The sequence below is a fragment of the Ruegeria sp. AM4 genome, assembly GCF_056540665.1.
In genome coordinates, this window is the sequence record NZ_JBQFXD010000008.1 from 89,009 (window position 1) to 107,040 (window position 18,032).

Here is an 18,032-nt window from a genome sequence, read left to right on the forward strand (position 1 = left end):
CCCTTCGTGTACGGTAGAGACCGAGGCTTGAGTTTGGTCGGTATTCTGCCCATCGGGTGCAGGGAATGGCGGCAACGCGGACCGCGAGCACGGAATGGCAGCGCATTCTCGAACAGCCACTATCAGTGCATAGCTGCCTTGGGAGCGCACTCAGTATTCCAATATTGAGACACAACAGGGTCTGTTGAGAACGGCCCAAAACGTTCCTCTGGGCAACATGCGGCCAATGTCGGAACGCAGGTCGTCATGGAACAATTTCCTGTGCCGGAAGAAAGCGGGTGTGGTTGTCGAGGACTCCCCGCTTCAATCGGCTCGAATGTCAGGGAAGTGGCCCGCCAGGAACTCGATGAAGTCCCGTACCCGTCGCGGCAGAAAGGTTGTTTCCGGCCGTAGAATGAAGATCCCACCGCCGGCGTCTTGGTCAGTGCAATCAGCTAACAGCGGCACCAGGTGGCCATTCGACAGGTCTTGGGAGATGAGAAACTCTGGCAGCCAAGCAATGCCGCGCCCCGCGCCGCACGCTGCGCGAAGAGCTTCAAGGCTGTTGCAAATGAAGCCGGGACCAAGCCGTGCATGCCCGTGTGTGTTTCGGGCAAACCCCCAATCCGAAAGATACTTCTCATGGCCTAGTCGCAGACATTTGTGGGTCGTAAGCTCTTCCGGTTGCTGAGGGGTGCCATGCTGCTCGAGATAGGCCGGTGTGGCACATGGCACCCGCCGGTTGGTCATCAGTTTTCGCGAGACCAGGGATGAGTCTCGTAAGACACCACTGCGGATCGCAAGGTCAAAACCTTCTCCGACCAAATCGACCAATTTGTCAGTCAACAGCAATTCGATCTCAACCTCCGGATGTCGCTCCATAAACTCGATCGCAAGGGGAACCACATGAAGGCGGCCAAGAGCCGCAGCGCTTGTCACGCGGATTGTGCCACGCAGCCTAACGCCATCATCGGCAATATCCTCTTCAAGGGCTGTCAGGCGAGCCAGAAGGCCCCGTGCTTCCTCTACATATCGCTGCCCTGCATCGGTCAAGGCCATGCGTCGGGTTGAGCGGACAAGAAGCGGCACCTTCAACCGCTGTTCCATCTGATGCACACGTTTGCCCACAGCGGACGGGGTGTATCCCAACACTCTGGCGGCGGCTGAAAAACTGCCGTGATCAACAACAGCCAGAAGGATCTCAATTTCAGTCTTTTGCGTCATTTGTTCCAAAATCTATCAAGAGATGATCCGCGTAGCCATCTTATCAGGCAAAGTGATCCACGATATCTCAGGTGGAGACAAAAACTCAACGGAGAACTGCTTTGCAAACCGCCTCGACCGTTTCCCTTTTCTCGCCACTTACTTTGCCGAATGGGCGTGTATTGAAGAACCGGATCATCAAATCAGCGATGTCGGATTCGTTGGCGGATGGAAAGGGAAACCCAACTCCTTCTCAGATGCGGCTTTATGAACGCTGGGCTGAAGGGGGGCTTGCCGCGTCGATCATCGGCGAGGTGCAGGGTGATCCGAGGTATCCCGAGAAACCAGGCAATTTGGTTCTGGATGATAAAGCCGATGTGAAAGCGTTTCACGACCTTGCACGACGCGGGTCGGCTAACGGAGCCCAATTGTGGCTACAACTCGGGCATGCTGGAGCAATGGCTCATCTTCCGATCAGCAAACCCAGAGGGCCAAGCGCCATCGACTTTCCTGATTTCCGCAGCGAAGCCATGTCAATCGCCGAGATAAGGGCCGTTCCAGATAATTTTGCCCGCACCGCGCTGCGCGCGGCGGAATTGGGATTTGGCGGCGTGCAAATCCATGCCGCACATGGCTTCCTGCTGAGCCAGTTTCTGTCGCCACTTTTCAATCGCCGAACCGATCCTTACGGCGGTCCGATACAGGCGCGGATGCGGCTACTCATTGAAACAGTCGAAGCTGTTCGCGCGTCGGTGCCATCCGACTTTGTGGTAACGGTAAAACTGAATGCAACCGATCAACTCGACGGAGGCCTAACCGAAGACGAAGCACTAAAAGTCGTTGCTGGACTTGAAGGCAAGGGTATCGACCTTCTGGATATCAGCGGCGGGACCTATTTCCCCGGGGCGCCTTCCAGTTCGGAACGCGCGACGAAGGGTCCCTACTTTGTCGAATTTGCACGCGCCGCGCGTCGACTGATTTCGGCTCCACTTATGGTCACCGGCGGCTTCAAACGCAAAGACGAGGCTGAAGCGGCAGTCCGATCAGGGGATGCGGATGTCGTGGGGGTGGCACGGGGTATTGTTCTTGATCCCTCCTTGCCTGCAACATGGCAGGCAGGCAAAGGTGACCCCTCTTTCCCTCGCTTTGCCACCTTGCCGCCTGGAGGAATGACCGCTTGGTTCACCATGCGCATGACCGATCTCGGAGAAGATCGAGAGGATCAAGTTCACAGGGACATCCATCAAGCTATTAAAGAGTATGAGAAACGCGATGAGTTGCGTGTTGCTCAGTGGAAGACAAAGTTCTCCGATCTGTAAGATGTTCCGGTGCTGAAAGGGCGGCCCAAACCTGCCCTTCGCCGATAGGTCAAGCTACGGCGAATGTAGCCCGTATAGCCGCGATTTGCTGCGAACGCAGAGTTTGAAAAACGACCAACGCCACCGTCGCCATCGGATGCAAACTGAACAAAACGTTGGTTTATTCCCAACGCGAGTGAACTGGCAAGTTGGCGGATTTCGACCAATACATGTTTGGGTTGTTGAATTGGGACCGCTCGTCTGGTAACAGACGGCACTGGAAACCCTGATACAGGAGAGTTCAGAAATGCTGAATTGTCAGACCTCAATGCTTCGCGCAGCAGGCGCAGTAGCCCGTTAAAGCGGTCTGACAGGTTTCCGATCTGAAGGCCGCCTCGTGAGCGGCCTTTTTTGTGTTTTCCTCATGTGGCGGCTTTCCATCATTTCATGGAGAGAACAATGCCAAGCTTATCACTTTACATTCCAATCGGCCGGTCGCGTGGTCTCTTATTGCGACTAGTGGCTTTCTTCGCCCAGCGATCCAACACAAAGCGGCCTGCTCTGCGCAAAAGAGCCGAGCTGCCGCCTCACCTGAGGAAAGACGTCGGCCTTCCGCCGGAGGTTGAACACCCGCCTCCTTCGCACTATCGGTTCCCCTTTTAAGGAAGCGATCAAGCAAGGGCAGCTTTCTGCCCTTGCTTTTAAAAATCATTCCGTTTCCGGATTGAACCTGCGAACTCGCTTCCCTCACGCCCAGAGCTTTTGGGGCGAGACCAATCGGAGCGTTGCCATTGCTCCATGAAGATAGTGTAGTTTGTCGGGACCCCGGGTCAGTTGGCGGGTTGGATCGCATATGTGAACTCAGAAACCTGATGTTCAAACCATCATCATGGCTCGAATATCTGATCAGTCGGACTTGGTGATCTCCGATGCCTGTTCCCTCAACCAATTGACCGCTGGATTGAAGCGGCTGCGCTCGTGGCGGAACAGGTAGTAGGGGAAACCGTAATTCGGCTGAAACGGAGCAGAACAAAGGGAGGTCAATTTCTGGACTTGCTTTGCCAACCGCTTTGGGACAGCTGCAACTGCATCCGTCTGTCCGACCAAAAAAGGCAGCGTGGTGAAATAGGGCTGCTGGAATACGGCATTCGAACCGTCTCCGTCTTCCCGCATGATCGTATCCGGTTTCAAACCTGTAGTGCCCGGAAAACTGAACTCAATTAACCGGTAAGCCGAAACGTCCTGAGGAGTAAGGGCCCGATTTGATGCTGAATGACCCTCAAGCGGATGGCCCTGTCGGAATAGAACTTCGTAGGTTTCATCAAAGAGTTTCTGAACGAGCAAATCGTCCCTTGCGTCCAGATCTGCGTAAAGCAGCAGATCAATTGCCCCTTTTTCCAAATCGTTAAAGCTTTGCGGTACCAGTGGCGAGACATCGAACCTTAGCGCTGGCGCTGTATCGGCAAAGACCTCCATCATCGGCCCCAAGACAGCCGCAACGCCGTAATCTGTTGAGGCGATGCGGTAGCAATGGTTGGACTGTTCCGGATCAAAGGCGGACGGCCTGAAGACGTCACCAATCGCCGACAGTGCGGCATCGACAAGCGCATTTAGGCCCAGAGCGTGATCCGTCAACTGGTATCCGGACTGCGTGCGGATCAGTACCGGATCTCCGATCAGATCCCGCACCCGTGCGAGGATCCGACTGGCGGCTGGCTGGCTGATCCCCAGATGCATGGCCGTTCGCGTCACGCTGCTTGTGCGAAGCAGGAGTTGCAGAAACCGCAAAGTCCGCACATCCAGAGAAGTTAAAGGATCATTCATTTTCTGCATGCCCATCATGCCGTCTGCGTCATCCCAATTATGCTGATCGCGGGCTAGCTGACAAGTGAAGCCCAGCCGGGCATCCCCGAACGGCCCTTCTGTCCAAGATCTATTGGGGGCGGAAGCCATCAAACTGAATACGAAAGGACAGCGACTATGATTACACGAGCCGATGAGTTGGGAGAGAAATTGCTCGTTATCGAAATGATCATCAACGTAATCCACGACAATGGCATGCCAGCCATTCGATGCCCTGAATATTCGTGTCTTGGGAAAGCCAGAGACGAACTGCCGTGAAACCGTGCGCGCTTCCTCAAGTGTTTGCCGTGATGCGACTTGAACCCACTCCATGTATTCCCAGGGGCTTTCGTATTTCCCGGGCATTTCGCGCTCGGGACTTGCTTCGCTGTGAGCCTCCGCGGCCAAATCAACATCTGTCAAACCATTTGGCGGAAGAGCAATTACGTTTCGCGACGTGACAATGGACGAGATTCCACCTTGAGCATTTCTCATCGCAAATGTGGATTGGCCGTCAGAGTTACATCGCAATATCTCATGACAGACCGACGATGAGCCGCCGGTGTAGTTTTGACAAAAGGCTGCCGTACCACGGTCTGTACCACCTACATGCCACGTGCCGGTAACGGTCTCACCTGCGGAATTTGTAAAGGTCGCGCGCCCGAAATTTGAAGGTCGATCATCACGCACGAACAAAGACCAGTCCCTACCGCTCAGGGTTCGCCCTTTCAGGGGGCGAGAGACCAAGTGATCAAAGATACCACCCGTATTGAGGGGCTCACCCCCAACTTGGCACGCAGCCACCATCGAGCCCGTGGTGACCGGCGCCCCGGATCCAGCGAGAGCCGGCCGACCAACGCCATTGCTGAAAAGCGTATCATTGTCCGTTAAGGCCTGAAGGGTCTTATGGTCGATTTGTTCGGTTCCCGAACTAGTGCCGTTCTCGCGCTGAAAATCCGCAAGGTCCTTGTGTGTCCTCGGCCCAAATACGCCGTCCATGGGCCCGGCATCGTATCCTCTCAGGTTGAGGTAAAACTGAACCGCAGCGCTGTCCGCCCCGAGATCATTTGCATCCAGTCCCAGAAACTTGCCATGGAGTCGGTTGTCGAAAATCCCGCGCGTCTCGAATGCACGAAATCTGCCGTCCTGATCGAAGTCAACGGTCGCAACATTGTATCCCACGATTGGACACGCACGGCAGGTCTCGGTCCAATACCCGATGGTTGAGAACCTTTGGTGGCCGTTTGGCAGAACCCGCATTCCCCCCACAAAGGGCTTCCATGCAGTGGCTCCTGGAAATTGGTTCAGAATTGCTCTGGCGCGACGGTCGCCGCGGCCTGCGAGCGTTGAGAGGTCCTGCACGGGGAAACTCGGGTAGGAAATGGTTTCGGGGGATGTATTCACGAAGTAATCAAATCTGTTGCCGTTCATTGAAAAGGCATCCAGAATCGCAATGTCTACTTGACCCAATTCGCGGAAGTCGATTGGCACTTCCGGCCCCTCGCCGCCTTCGGAAGCTCTTGCCTGCACGAACCGAAGGGTTTCGTCACTCGCGGCGTCTTCCCTAAGGCATTCATAGGCCGACTTCTTCCCTGCCCAGATATATTTGGTCAGCTCCTGTCGGCCATATCCACCCGTATGAACAATCGCCGAGGTCCATTCCTTCTCGGGCTTCGCCTGAGGCGTATCCGCATGACACAGTCGAAACTCGGCAGGTCCACCGCGCGCGTCCAGATCAATGAAGGGCGATGCTGACAGGATATGCCATCTGAGCTGGCGGTCGGAAAACCCAGCCGGCGCACGGCAGGACGACGCCAGAACCGTTGCAAGGCCTTTGGTAGAGGTGCTCAATACAGTGCAAGTGGATTCGAACCCGCCGGATATTTCCGGTTTACGCACAAAGCGGAAATGTTTGTACCATCTGTCTCCGACAGTTGCCGGATCAACTGTGCAATTCTCTGATGCACGGCCGTACAGACCATCCGTCAAAGCGCTGAATTCAATTTGATTGAAAGACGCAATGCTTCGGCTGGGGCAGTCGGCCAACCAGTCCTTTTTGTAACCGAAAACCTGACTTTGTATGGAGAACGTACATTTTCCTTGCCTGCCCTGCCGTTCGCCAAGAAAAAATCGACATCACCAAGCCTTATTATCATTGCGCCGCTATCTGACAATTTTGCCGAGACGTCGATGTCCGGGACTGCGCCAGATGACCCGTCCCCGATGTCTGACCAGACATTGCACTGTAGCTATGGAAGCAAAGCTTCCCAGGTCGTTATACCATATTCGGATGCGGCGCCTGCGCCCTGAGACACCCAGTGCGTGCAACTGACAGTGACACGTTCCGAAAGCGCGACATCGAAACCGGTTGAGCGGAGTTCGCCTTCATTGGACTGGGCGGCAACGCGATTAAGTTCTTCTTTGGGGAAGACGAGTTCTATTCCCTCCTGACGGGCACCCGACGACCGGGACGCAAACCACTCTTCGGGGTCCAGCCATCCTTTGGCCCTGGCATCGGCTTCCGTTGCGGTAAGAGGGGCACGTCCAAATCCCCAGCTGTTTGTGAATGTCGAGGGAATGTTCCCCTGGTTTATCCCCCAATGCAGATGCGGCCCTGTACCTGCGTTCACGATTGCACCAATACCATCGCCAATTTTCACCAGCTGGCCCGCTGTCAAAGTGCTGTCGAGATGGGCAAACACGTGCTCAAGCCCGTCCCGGTCTTTGATGATGAGGTATTTGTTGAAGGCATCCGAACGGTTGGTTCGATTGAGTACAACCTGACCCGCAACCGGCGACCGGACGATGGTGCCCTCGGCCGCAGGCAGATCAATCCCCAAATGCTGAGCGGGTGGGGTCCATGAAGTCGGATATGCCGGATCGAAAAATCCAGCCGAAACCGCAAGAGGCACAATTCCGACAGGCGAGATCACTTTCGCAGTCCGGCCCGTGTCCGGTGTGTGATCAACAGCTACTTCGTTGATTTTCTGATCTGACGTAAATCCGACCAAATCGCGGCATTTCAGGAACACACCTTCGTGTCTACTGATCAGGCAATCTCCATGTGCGTCGGGTTGCCCCCAAACGGTCACGATGGTTCTTGCATCAAGTCTTTCACCCCTGTCATACGCAGGTGTGCCACCCTGCATTGATCGGGAAAGAGTGTTTGTCGCAACGCTGGTTTTCGTATGTGTGAACGCCGGATGCGGAGGGGCCGCCCCCCTTGACCAAGGGGTACTCCGCAACAAAATTGGCACCGCGCGAAAGCAGGCTGTCAGAAGGCCACTTCTTGTAAGCGATGATACTGGCCAATCCATCGCCTTCGTAATCCGGCTCGGCCAGCGGCCCACTGGCAATCACGAACCAATCGTTCTGGGTTCTGAAAATTCTGAGCCCTGCCTCTGCGGTCGCGACAAACTCGCGTGCCTCACGCAGGGTCTGGCGGAAAGCAAGAACGACCCACATGTTCCATCCGCCGGTGTCAAAATCACCAACTGCGCCAACCTCGGCGTTCGGCTGCTGCGCAACACTGTCGGCGGTCGCCGTCACATTTCCGTCAGTCGTTGGCGACCCGATGAACCCGTTCGGAGCAGGCTGCAAACTCTGCCCTTGCAGATCGGCTGGCAACGCGCCGGAACTGTCGGCCGCATACAACGGCGTTGGCTCAGCCAGCCGTCCTGAACTTTCATAAAACACCCTTGCTGCGTCAAGCACCACGTCCAGAGTTTCCAGCAACATCGCGTCATCGCTGCTCAACCAGTATTGCTGCATTTCGTAGTGACCTCCCAAAACCGACTTTATCACCGCAGCATGTCGCTCTGTCAGCAAGGCTCCTTCGATGCCTTCGAACGCGACACCCGTCAGCCGACCCGAGATAAGTGTGCGTGTGTAAGACTCTATTTCTGCGGCGAGACGTTCAAGCTGCTGGTCCCCAGAAGCTCCGGTTTGTTCTGCGCGGAACTGTTTCTCGCCCAAATGCCAGAATGCATAGCTGTTTTTTGCCCATATAAGCGCGGCTCCGACCCCGGCTCCTGTGGTCGAAGCAGAGGATGCACCGTCAAGCACAAGCGAGATATCGACCATTGGCTCCATCCACTTGCGGGTGAAGGCGGCAGCCCGTTGGTTGCCCTGTGCGTCGTAGTGCTGTGCCAGGGTTTCGCTGACCACCCCACTCAGAAACGATAACGCGACATCTGCGGTGATTTCCGCACTCAGGTCGGCCATAACCCGACTGTTGACGCGGCTCACGAAGTCGTTGCGAAAGACTTCATCGCCCAGCAACGACTCAAATGCATTTACCCTTGCCAGATTGTCGTTGAATCGACCTGGATTTGAGAACAACCACCGCACCTGTTCAGCATTGCTGGCGCGGTTCATATCAAAAGCCAGAATCGTGATGTATTCAAAGAGTGCTTCCGCAAGTTCCTGTTCGCCGTGATCTGCAGCAATTGCCTGGCAAGCCTCGCGCGAGACCTTGAAGACCGATGAAACAGTGATCTCGGGCAACGCATCAAAGTAGGCGGCGTCTTTCGCAGCCGCGACGATGGTCATGTCAATCGGGCCAAGCGGCCGACCGTCTTTCATGAATTGGGCTGGTACCGAGCCTGAAAATTCTGTTCGAATACGATCCAGAATCCCCCCGACCTGCCGAAGGAGTTCCAACGCGCTGCTGCCCTGATGTGCCTTCTGCCTGACGGTAGAGTTTTACCGCGTCCGCTATCAGGATATTGGCGTTCGGAATCGGGTCGGTGGTCTCTGCCTCCTGAGCCCCGACCGGACCCAAAAGAACACCAGCCTGGAGCAGGCAGATGGCCATTAATTTTTTAAACCGAAACATGGCCACCTCTTACTTCGACGCGTAAAAGCTGCAACCGTTCGAATCCCTTCCGCGCAAAACAAGCTGCTGGTCATCAACACGGGCTTTCAAACTCGCCTTTCCAATCAGGACGCCGAAGTTCGTGACGGCGGATACCGAGCGCCCCCGCAATGTCGCACTGACACGACCGCGCAGACCTTCGGAGTTTGCAAGTGTGCCAGAATAGATTATTCCTCCGGCATGCTTCATAAACAACGTGCCAGTAATCCTCATCCGCTTGCGAAATTTGCTGTTGGTTCCGTACCTTGTCACATAGCTCCAGCGACCCGACAAATTTCCGGGTCTGATCGCTATGGGCGTCGGCGGATAATATTTCAGAGCGTTTTCTGACTCCCGTAACCAAACACTAAGGTCAGCTTGTGACGCGTCTTTTAGAACCTCGAGTAACTTAGCGCTCAAATATCCTGTTTCGACAGCGCCTATCGATGCTTGCCAGGACAAGATCGCGGCGCGGGTGCCCCGGCCCTGGGCTCCGTCCACGCCGTTAGGATCATGACCCATGACAAGCAGCCGCGCCTGCAGGTCGCGGATGCCATTCTTGTCCAACCCAAGGGAATTCTCGGTCGTCGCATCCGAAACTGCGTATCGGACCACTGAATGCGGTGTCTGACCCTGGGAATTGGCTGCATCGGTTTCCTCGCTTGGGGTGGTTACGGCTGAAACGGTCTCGTCGGGTGCTTTTGGAATGTTATCGGTTTGATCGGGCGGATCAGTCACGTCGGGCGCGACTCCAATTGCGCCTTCATCCAAAAAAGCCATCCAATTCCAGCACATCGACGCCATCGATCGTGTCCTGCAACAGGATTCGAGTGGCGAGATCAGTCTCGGGATGATCGGATAAAATCTGATCGAGCAAGGATCGAACGCGTCGATAGCTTTCAACCTTAACCTCTCCTAATTGGTTTTGTGCGGATTGATAGATGATCCGAGCCGCCGCAAAAATCCCCTCTTCCAGGGCAGCGCTTGCGGGTCCAAATGACATCCAGAACAAAAACAAAATCGTAGTTAGCTTTCTAGGTAAGTATCCCAACCAATTAACAAATCGAACAAACAACCATACGTTCCATATGCTATCGTACTCACACTACATTGAACGCGTTTCTCGACTGAGAAAGCCTTCAAACGGCCCGTGCTAAATGTGCGTCGCTTCAATTACGTTGACGTTCATGGGCTCCTCTAAGGGAACAACAAATCGAGTGATCGTGACAAGTGCTTTCCAATATCAGGAGTTAATGGATATATTGCAGCCCCCGCTCTGCTTTATGAGCTAAATGCCGATATATTGCGCATTACATGGTTGTGTCGCAAACTTTTGGAACGCCCAGAGCCATTGATATGCTATCCGCAGTTATCCTGCGATCTCAGCAAACATCCGAAAGCCGGAAGTCGAATCACTAGAGAATTGCTTCTTCCGGATCATGTTGGCTACCTCAATGCCATCCAGTGTGGCTGAAGCTGATCTGAACGACTTGAACCCAAACATGTGCCGCACGCGTCGTTTGATGAATCTGTGATCCTGTTCGATCATGTTGTTCAAATATTTGGACCTGATCGGCTGTACTTTAGCTGGGCAGCCGAACCGCTTCAGGATTCTGTTCACTTCTCGAATGCCAGCTGCATTGGCGCCACTCTTGTCTATGAAGACTTTGTTTGGGATCCCGTTTGACGACATTGCTTTGGCAAAGAACCTGGTGGCTGCTGAACGATTTCGTCGCTCAGACAGCATGAAATCAAGGGTGTTTCCCGCTTTGTCGACCGCTCGATAGAGATACAACCACTTGCCACGCACACGGAGATAGGTTTCGTCCATGCGCCAGGAGTTCTGAGTTGGACGCATCCTTGATTGCGCACGAGCAGCGACTATCGGCGAAACTTTCACTACCCACCTATTCAGTGTGGCGTGGTCAACTCGCACACCGCGTTCAGCCATGATCTCTTCCAAATCACGATACGAAACTGTGTACCGCAAATAGAAATATACAGCGTACAGAACGGCATCCTTGGGGAAATGGCAGCCTTTCAAGGATATCATGCTGAAACCTGTTGGAGAACAATACGCGGACAACAAACGCCGGATTCTGCATGCTCGTCAATCTAGGCCCAAAGTTTGCGACACAACCCACAAAGACTACCCTGCAGGTTCGCGTCCATTCGCTCGTCCGCCCTGCCCTTCAATTGTGTATTGACGATCTCATGCCAGCTTACAAGGCAGCCAATGTAGAGCACTGAGTGCGCGGTCAGCTTTGTCGCGTTGAAGTTCCCGACCCTCCGGATCAAAAAATCGAAACGAGTCGCGTCGCGGATCGGAGCTGAAACGAAGAAAAGCTCTGGAAAATCCCGGTGCCTCGCTGATAGACAGTTGATCCGGCGTTCTTACCCGTGGGTAACGTCGTCCTCCTCGCGCAGTTCATCAATCAGGTTTGCAATCGCACGTTCAAGCTTCGCCCTGTCAACCCGTGTGAAATCTAAATTGTATCGCAATTCCATTCGGCCGCTGGAGGCTGAGCATTTGGCGATCCCTGCCCGGCCCGGAACCTGGAAGGTGGTCTTGGCGCGTCGCGGTTTCTCGGACGTCTGAGCGCGTGGCTTTGACTGTGACGCAGACTCTCCTGTCACGAAGCTGCGCAAAATCTCTAATTCTTGCGCACTATTGCGACCAGGAGCCTTCATTAGTGCGGTGCGGAGCTGTCGTATCAAACCCGGATCACTGTCCAGTTTCCGCTTGAGGTCAACACCGACATTGCGCGGGATATCATTCGGGTGTTCCAAGACCTTTTCCAGCATCATCAGCAAATTGGCAAACGCTCGGATGTAACTGCGCTTCGTATAGCTGGCCGATTTGAAAAGAATTGTCACGGCCTTATCTACATCCGCGCAATCATTGGCTGGGTCCTCGGCATAAGCACGCGCCAGCGCTCCCATCTCTGCAAAGGAGATGTCTTTTCGGATCAGGTTTTCGTCAACCATCCGACGATAGCTGTCGTCGAGATTTGCCGGATCCGATATGCCCGCGGGAATCTTTGTATATTCAGCGTCTCCGGTTTCATCCAACAACGCGCGATACGCTGACAGGCGACGCATCCCTTGTATTAGATCAAAGCGGCCATCCTCGCGCCTCTCGACCCGGATCGGGTTTGACAATCCGATATCCTGAATCGACGCTTTCAGCTCGTCCAGTTCCGGGTCCGGGCCGGGCTTGCGATCCCTGGTCAGTTTTTCAGTCACCACATCGTCCAGATTGATGTGCTCGGTCACCAACCCTTCCGAGCGCAGTCGAACCAGTTCATGGGCCAACCGGTCATTTTCGACCCGAATGGCATCCTCGGTCGATTGCTGGTCCCGCAGTGCCTCGGCGTTTTCCGAGATCGCTGCGGCCATCGGCCCGCGCCGCTTTTCCAGAACTTTGTCGGGCACCTTGCCGACCGGAATGTCATCCATGGCCGGCATGTCGATATCGAACATTCTACGTTTGCGGCTCATGCGTCATCCTCCAGTTTGTCCCAGGCGGTCAGCATCACGCTCCGGAATTCTTCATAGACGTTGTCAAATGTCGACCGGGCGCGACGCCAGGTCTCGCGGGTCATTTCGCGATAGTCCATCTCGTATACCGAACTGAGAAAGCGGCCCGACTGTTCCACCGCACGCGTCATCTCGACCGGGTGTTTGGCCAGATGTTGATCGAAGACTTTGCTAAAGGCATCATACATGGCCGCGTGCAAGGCGTTACCAGGTTCATATCGTGTCAGAAGGAACCGAATTTCGCAGAACGCCTTGGGTAACCCGATCTTACCCGTGGGTAAGGTCTTGTCGAAGCCATAGGCCAGATCCTCGAGCGCTTCGGCCAATTGCCCGATGAACGATGTGGTGGAATCGTATTCCCAATAACCGGGTCCCGAAGGGATATAGAGCATGTCAGCGGCAAATACAGCATTCATCGACTGGTAACCAATCGCAGGCGGACAATCGAACAGGATCAGGTCATAGGCATCATCCGGGATCTGATCCAGGTACCGGGAAACAGCCGCAAAGAAAGACCATTCCGGGTTCAGGTGCCGGTACTGGGCCGAAGCAAATTCGACAAAGGCCGCGTTTGCGCAGGACGGGATCGCATCGATCGTCGACCACGAGGTTTGCCGAACGAAGTCCGAAATTCTCAGATCACCCAGCCCCATATCTGTGATCGACGGCGGCAATTCACGCTGGGGCAGGGCGGTGCCCGATTCTGCAGCGGCGGGTCTGTTGTTCATCCGCTGGGTCTCGCGGATCAGGTCACGCGCCATGATACCCCAGACGGTATAGTCCTCGGCCACATCGGTCAGGCCCATCGAATGGCTAAGCGTCGCCTGCGGGTCGAAGTCAACAACCAACACACGATAGCCATCCAGAGCTGCGGCGTGAGCAAGGTGCAACGCCACGGTTGACTTGCCGGCACCACCCTTGAAATTCGCCACCGCTGCCCGGATCGCCCGCTTCCCAACAGGCCGCGGAGGCATCAGGACCTTCCGGTTCAACTTAAGGCGGCGGCGCAGCTCATTGACTTCTTCGAGGCTGAACCAGCGCTGCCGCCCTTCCGGCTCGACCTCGCCACCGGGCAACGACGGATCCGCGGCCAGCTTGCCGCGAAAGGTGGATTGGTTGATCCGAAAGATCAGCTCGGCCACTTCCCAACTGGAGAATCGGCGTAGGGTCTTTTCCATCTCGGGGCTGAAAGTCTGGCGGCGGATCCATCCCTGCAACTTGAGAGATTGCGTGCGCAATGCGTTCAGGTCTTCGTGCGTGTACATGCCTCGGGTCTCATTTAGTGGACGTAAATTTTGTTGTTGTTGTTATTTACGCCCAATTTGCAGTTTTGGCAAAAGAAATTATTGTATGAATTAGAACTTACCCATGGGTAAGAAAACAAGGCGCCAATGGACGGTTTGCGATTCGCCGCGACTGCATTCGAACCAAACGCGATCCACTTGTAGGCGACCACTGTATTTGGGGGGTCATACCCGGGCAACTCGCGGCATTTAGGGGGACACAAGGCCCAAATAGGGGGTCACCCAGAATGTCCCCCATCACCATAACTTCACCGGATTCTTTTCATTTTGTTTGATGCGAATGTAGCCGTGATCCGCAAAAATCTACCTCGGGCTTGACAGAATCGGATCAATGGACGCTAATCAGGGCACGATAGCGAAAAGCGTTGAACAACGGCGCGATGAGGGGAATAAACCCCCGTATGAGGCAGCAAGAGCGGTGAGGAGGACGATGCAGGTTGCAAAACCGGTGGGGCGCAATGCCTCCGCCCTCAAATACGATATTCTATCTGCGCTGACTGTCTATGCATTGTCAGGCGACAAGCACCGTCATCGCAGTATGCTGCGGATCATGTCTCTGATCACGACGCGCTATAACTGGCGCAACAATGAACTTTCGATTGGACGAGAGGAGATGGCCCGGCTTTGGTCGGTTGATGAACGGACGGTCAAGCGAGAGATGGCCAAGTTGCGGACAAGCGGCTGGGTCACGGTAAAACGGCCAGCTGCACGTGGGCGTGTGGCGGTTTACGAACTGGACCTGAAACAGATTCTGTTGGATACGTCTGGGGTCTGGCCGACAATCGGACCGGATTTCGAGGACAGAATGCAGGCAGACCCTGAGCCCGAAACCAATGTCATTCCGTTTCAAACCAGGCCTGCGCCGCCCGAACCAGATGGCGCAGATGTCTGGGCACAGGTGCAGTCGATTCTGCACAGGCGCGACCCTGAATTGTGGTCGAGCTGGTTTCAGCATCTGAGCGAGGCGGACAGGGCAGGGGGCTGTGTGACGCTCATCGCGCCATCGCGTTTCATGGCGGATTATATTTCGCAGAAATGGACCGCGCGCGTTCTCGCGGCCTATGGCCGGGTAGATCCATCGATCAGAACACTGCGAATCGACGTGGCGGAATAGGGCACCGCATCGGCGCAGGAGGTTGGGTTACGTGACGGCATCGGCTCTTGATATCGGTTGGCGCAATCCTTTTGTCGGCAGATCCGGGCCGTAAAGGGTGCGATCCCAGGCCGGTCTTGCCCCAATTCGGGTTGCCGACTATCTAGCGTAGACGGTTCAAAAGCCGGTGGGGCACCAATTCGGCCTGTTCCAATTGTAATGACTGTGGAATTTCGCTTTGCAAAAGTTGAAACAAAAGTTCACCCAGGGCCTGGATGAATCGATCCTGTGGCGGCTGCTGTCCGAGAACATGCGGTCGCAGCTTGTCCCATATTCAATCGCCATCGTTGCAATGGTCTTTGTCGCGGCAACAACTGCAGCAGTGGCGTTCATCATGCGGGATGTTGTCGACTCGTTGTTTGACAGCGAAAACTCTGCGCGGGTTATCGGGGTGTCGATCGCGGTGTTTGTGATTTTCCTGATCAAAGGGGTTGCGACATATGTGCAGGTTGTGGCTCTGACCCGCGCAGGCAACCGGATCGTGGCGGTCAAGCAAATACAACTCTATGACAAGCTGCTGCGGCAGGGAGTGTCCTTTTTCAACCTGACCGAAAGCTCTGATCTGCTGATGAAGGTGACACAATCGGCGCAGGCTGCGCGGACGGTGATCGAGCTGATGGTGACCTCTGCGGTGCGTGACACGCTGACGCTGATCGGTCTGCTGGCGGTGATGTTCTATCAACAGCCGGTGCTGTCCCTGATCACGCTGGTTATCGGACCGCTGGCAATCTGGGGCGTTCGCACCCTGTTGCGCAAAGTGCGCGAGATTGCGGATATGGAACTGCAATCGATGTCGGCGATCATGAAAGTGATCCAGGAGACCTCGCGCGGTATCCGCGTGGTCAAGACTTTCAGCCTGGAAGAAAGAATGGCCGGTCAGATGTACTCGGCCGTCAAGAGTGTCGAGAAACGCCGCAACAAACTGGCGCGTCTGAAAGCGGCCACCAGCCCGTTGATGGATATTCTGGCAGGGCTTGCCATCGCCTCGGTCATCGGGCTGAGCGCGGCGAGCCTGTTTGGCTCGCGCGGATCGACCCCGGGCGAACTGATGTCGTTCGTGACCGCATTGATGATGGCGTACGAGCCCGCCAAGCGCCTGTCCAAGGTGCGCGTCGGGCTGGAAATCGGCCTGCGTCGCGTGCGGATGCTGTTCAAACTGCTGGACGAGCCCGAGACCCTGCCAGAAGACGAGAACCCGCATAGCCTGCCAGAGGGTGGTCCGGGCAAAGTCGAGTTCGACCATGTCACATTTGGCTATCGCCGCAAGGAACCGATCCTGAAAGACATGTCGCTGACCTTCGAGGCAGGCGAGACGACAGCACTTGTTGGCTTGTCTGGCGGTGGTAAGTCCACCATTCTGAATCTCGCCCTGCGCCTATATGATCCGCAAACAGGGGCGGTCACAATCGACGGGCAGGATATCAAACATGCCTCGTTCAAGACGCTGCGCAATAACATGTCCTTTGTCGGACAAGAGACCTTCCTGTTTTCGGCCTCGGTCGCAGACAACATCAGATTTGGCCGCGAAGGAGCTTCGCGCGACGAGGTGATCGAAGCCGCCAAGGCGGCAAACGCCTATGACTTCATCATGAAGCTGGAAAACGGCTTTGATACGATGGTGGGCGAGAATGGCTCTTTCCTGTCCGGAGGGCAGAAACAACGTCTTGCGATCGCGCGTGCACTGCTGCGCGACAGTCCGATCCTGTTGCTGGACGAACCAACCAGTGCACTGGATTCGGAATCCGAACATCTGGTGCAAGAGGCGCTGCATCGTTTGACCAAAGGACGGACGACCATCATCGTGGCGCACAGGCTGTCCACGATCATGCATGCAGACAAGATCGTTGTGATTGAAAGCGGGCAGGTCAGCGAACAGGGCAGTGCCCAAGCGCTGCTCGAGAGCGCTGGACCATTCCGCAGACTGTATGACCACCAATTCTCTGGCGCGATAAAAGCGGGGTAGGGCGGATGGATGCCTCGGTCATCATCCCGACCTATCGCTGTTGGGATCAGTTGCAATCCTGTCTGGATTGCCTGTCGCAACAGACGCTCGATGCTCGCAGGTACGAGGTTCTGGTGGTCAACAATGACCCGTCGGACCCGGTGCCCGAGGGATTCTGTCTGCCGTCTAACGCGAAGATCTTGCAAGAGGCAAAGCCGGGATCCTATGCCGCGCGCAATCGCGGCATTGTCGAAGCTGCCGCAGATCTGCTGTTCTTCACGGACTCTGATTGCCGCCCGGTTCCGGAATACCTTGAGGCGGGTTTGAAAATCGCGCAGGAATATCCTGAGACCGGACGGTTTGGGGGAGATGTTGTCCTGATCCCGAATGGCAAGGATTGGACCGCGTCCGAACTTTACGATCTGCATCTGGGACTCGAGCAGAAAAAATGGGTCGAGCGCAGCCGGGCCGTAACTGCGAACCTGATCGTCAGGCGCAGCCTGATGGATCGCATTGGCCCGTTCAATGACACGGTTCTGTCCGGCGGGGATATGGAATGGAATGACCGCGCAAAAGCGGCGGGCGCGCCGATCGTTTTTGCCGCAGACGCAGCCGTTCGCCACCCGGCACGCGGTAATCTGCGGGCACATATAACCAAGGCGCGTCGGATCGAAGGCGCGCGCCTAAGGCGCAATGCAGGCCGGGGATGGGTGAACTACATCCCCCCGATCCACAAGCTGATCCCGTCTTTCAAGACGCTGATGAAACTGCTGCGTAGCCCAGATCTGAGTGCAGTTCAGGCGTTGAAGGTTTGGGGCGTGCACTATGTTCTGCGGGTGGTGAAAATCACCGAAACGGTCCGCTTGCTATGGCTGCGGCGGCCGGATCAACGGGTCTGACCCGGCAGGTGGAGTTG

The 18,032-nt window shown here is 55.5% G+C and carries 13 protein-coding genes; 4 read left to right on the plus strand and 9 right to left on the minus strand.

Going from position 1 to position 18,032, the window contains the following annotated elements; translation table 11 throughout:
* Positions 1–303: 303 nt before the first annotated feature.
* The gene (locus tag ACR0JA_RS15520) at positions 304–1,203 is read right to left on the minus strand and encodes a LysR family transcriptional regulator (protein ID WP_480576639.1); all 900 of its coding nucleotides are present in this window, start codon (positions 1,201–1,203) and stop codon (positions 304–306) included.
* Positions 1,204–1,304: 101 nt separating this feature from the next.
* On the opposite strand from ACR0JA_RS15520, the gene ACR0JA_RS15525 reads away from it, so the two are divergent.
* Positions 1,305–2,501, plus strand: coding sequence for an NADH:flavin oxidoreductase/NADH oxidase family protein (locus ACR0JA_RS15525; RefSeq protein ID WP_480576642.1), 1,197 nt, complete (start codon positions 1,305–1,307; stop codon positions 2,499–2,501).
* Between the two features lie 885 nt (positions 2,502–3,386).
* Here the strand turns inward: ACR0JA_RS15525 and ACR0JA_RS15530 are convergent.
* The 8 genes from ACR0JA_RS15530 to ACR0JA_RS15565 form a co-directional block, all read right to left on the minus strand.
* On the minus strand, positions 3,387–5,813 hold the full coding sequence (locus ACR0JA_RS15530) for a LysR substrate-binding domain-containing protein (protein ID WP_480576645.1): 2,427 nt from the start codon (positions 5,811–5,813) through the stop codon (positions 3,387–3,389).
* A 758-nt stretch (positions 5,814–6,571) separates the two neighbouring features.
* Positions 6,572–7,414: a M23 family metallopeptidase gene (locus ACR0JA_RS15535; RefSeq protein WP_480576648.1), complete on the minus strand. Its 843-nt coding sequence runs from the start codon at positions 7,412–7,414 to the stop codon at positions 6,572–6,574.
* A 31-nt stretch (positions 7,415–7,445) separates the two neighbouring features.
* Entirely contained in the window at positions 7,446–8,906 is a 1,461-nt protein-coding gene (locus tag ACR0JA_RS15540) for a hypothetical protein (RefSeq protein WP_480576651.1), read from the minus strand.
* 262 nt (positions 8,907–9,168) lie between these two features.
* Positions 9,169–9,948, minus strand: a complete 780-nt coding sequence (locus ACR0JA_RS15545) for a peptidoglycan-binding domain-containing protein (protein WP_480576654.1) — start codon at positions 9,946–9,948, stop codon at positions 9,169–9,171.
* On the minus strand, positions 9,941–10,252 hold the full coding sequence (locus ACR0JA_RS15550; RefSeq protein WP_480576657.1) for a hypothetical protein: 312 nt from the start codon (positions 10,250–10,252) through the stop codon (positions 9,941–9,943). Before ACR0JA_RS15550 ends, ACR0JA_RS15545 begins: the two co-directional genes overlap by 8 nt.
* 294 nt (positions 10,253–10,546) lie before the next feature.
* Entirely contained in the window at positions 10,547–11,230 is a 684-nt protein-coding gene (locus ACR0JA_RS15555) for an IS6 family transposase (RefSeq protein ID WP_480576660.1), read from the minus strand.
* Between the two features lie 341 nt (positions 11,231–11,571).
* Positions 11,572–12,678, minus strand: coding sequence for a ParB/RepB/Spo0J family partition protein (locus ACR0JA_RS15560; protein WP_480576663.1), 1,107 nt, complete (start codon positions 12,676–12,678; stop codon positions 11,572–11,574).
* Positions 12,675–13,982, minus strand: a complete 1,308-nt coding sequence (locus ACR0JA_RS15565) for an AAA family ATPase (protein WP_480576666.1) — start codon at positions 13,980–13,982, stop codon at positions 12,675–12,677. The genes ACR0JA_RS15560 and ACR0JA_RS15565 overlap by 4 nt, the downstream gene beginning before the upstream one ends.
* Before the next feature lie 469 nt (positions 13,983–14,451).
* Here ACR0JA_RS15565 and ACR0JA_RS15570 point away from each other — a divergent pair, with 469 nt between their 5' ends.
* The 3 genes from ACR0JA_RS15570 to ACR0JA_RS15580 all read left to right on the plus strand — a co-directional run bounded on the left by ACR0JA_RS15570 (position 14,452) and on the right by ACR0JA_RS15580 (position 18,015).
* Positions 14,452–15,135, plus strand: a complete 684-nt coding sequence (locus ACR0JA_RS15570; RefSeq protein WP_480576669.1) for a DnaA N-terminal domain-containing protein — start codon at positions 14,452–14,454, stop codon at positions 15,133–15,135.
* 217 nt (positions 15,136–15,352) lie between these two features.
* Positions 15,353–17,137: an ABC transporter ATP-binding protein gene (locus ACR0JA_RS15575; RefSeq protein ID WP_480576672.1), complete on the plus strand. Its 1,785-nt coding sequence runs from the start codon at positions 15,353–15,355 to the stop codon at positions 17,135–17,137.
* Between the two features lie 5 nt (positions 17,138–17,142).
* Positions 17,143–18,015, plus strand: coding sequence for a glycosyltransferase family 2 protein (locus ACR0JA_RS15580; protein WP_480576675.1), 873 nt, complete (start codon positions 17,143–17,145; stop codon positions 18,013–18,015).
* Positions 18,016–18,032 lie beyond the last annotated feature (17 nt).

Coding starts and splice junctions, on each gene's coding strand:
- ACR0JA_RS15570 (WP_480576669.1), top strand. CDS start 14,452: ATGCAGGTTGCAAAACCGGTGGGGCGCAATGCCTCCGCCCTCAAATAC.
- ACR0JA_RS15520 (WP_480576639.1), bottom strand. CDS start 1,203: ATGACGCAAAAGACTGAAATTGAGATCCTTCTGGCTGTTGTTGATCAC.
- ACR0JA_RS15580 (WP_480576675.1), top strand. CDS start 17,143: ATGGATGCCTCGGTCATCATCCCGACCTATCGCTGTTGGGATCAGTTG.
- ACR0JA_RS15555 (WP_480576660.1), bottom strand. CDS start 11,230: ATGATATCCTTGAAAGGCTGCCATTTCCCCAAGGATGCCGTTCTGTAC.
- ACR0JA_RS15540 (WP_480576651.1), bottom strand. CDS start 8,906: ATGAAAGACGGTCGGCCGCTTGGCCCGATTGACATGACCATCGTCGCG.
- ACR0JA_RS15565 (WP_480576666.1), bottom strand. CDS start 13,982: ATGTACACGCACGAAGACCTGAACGCATTGCGCACGCAATCTCTCAAG.
- ACR0JA_RS15560 (WP_480576663.1), bottom strand. CDS start 12,678: ATGAGCCGCAAACGTAGAATGTTCGATATCGACATGCCGGCCATGGAT.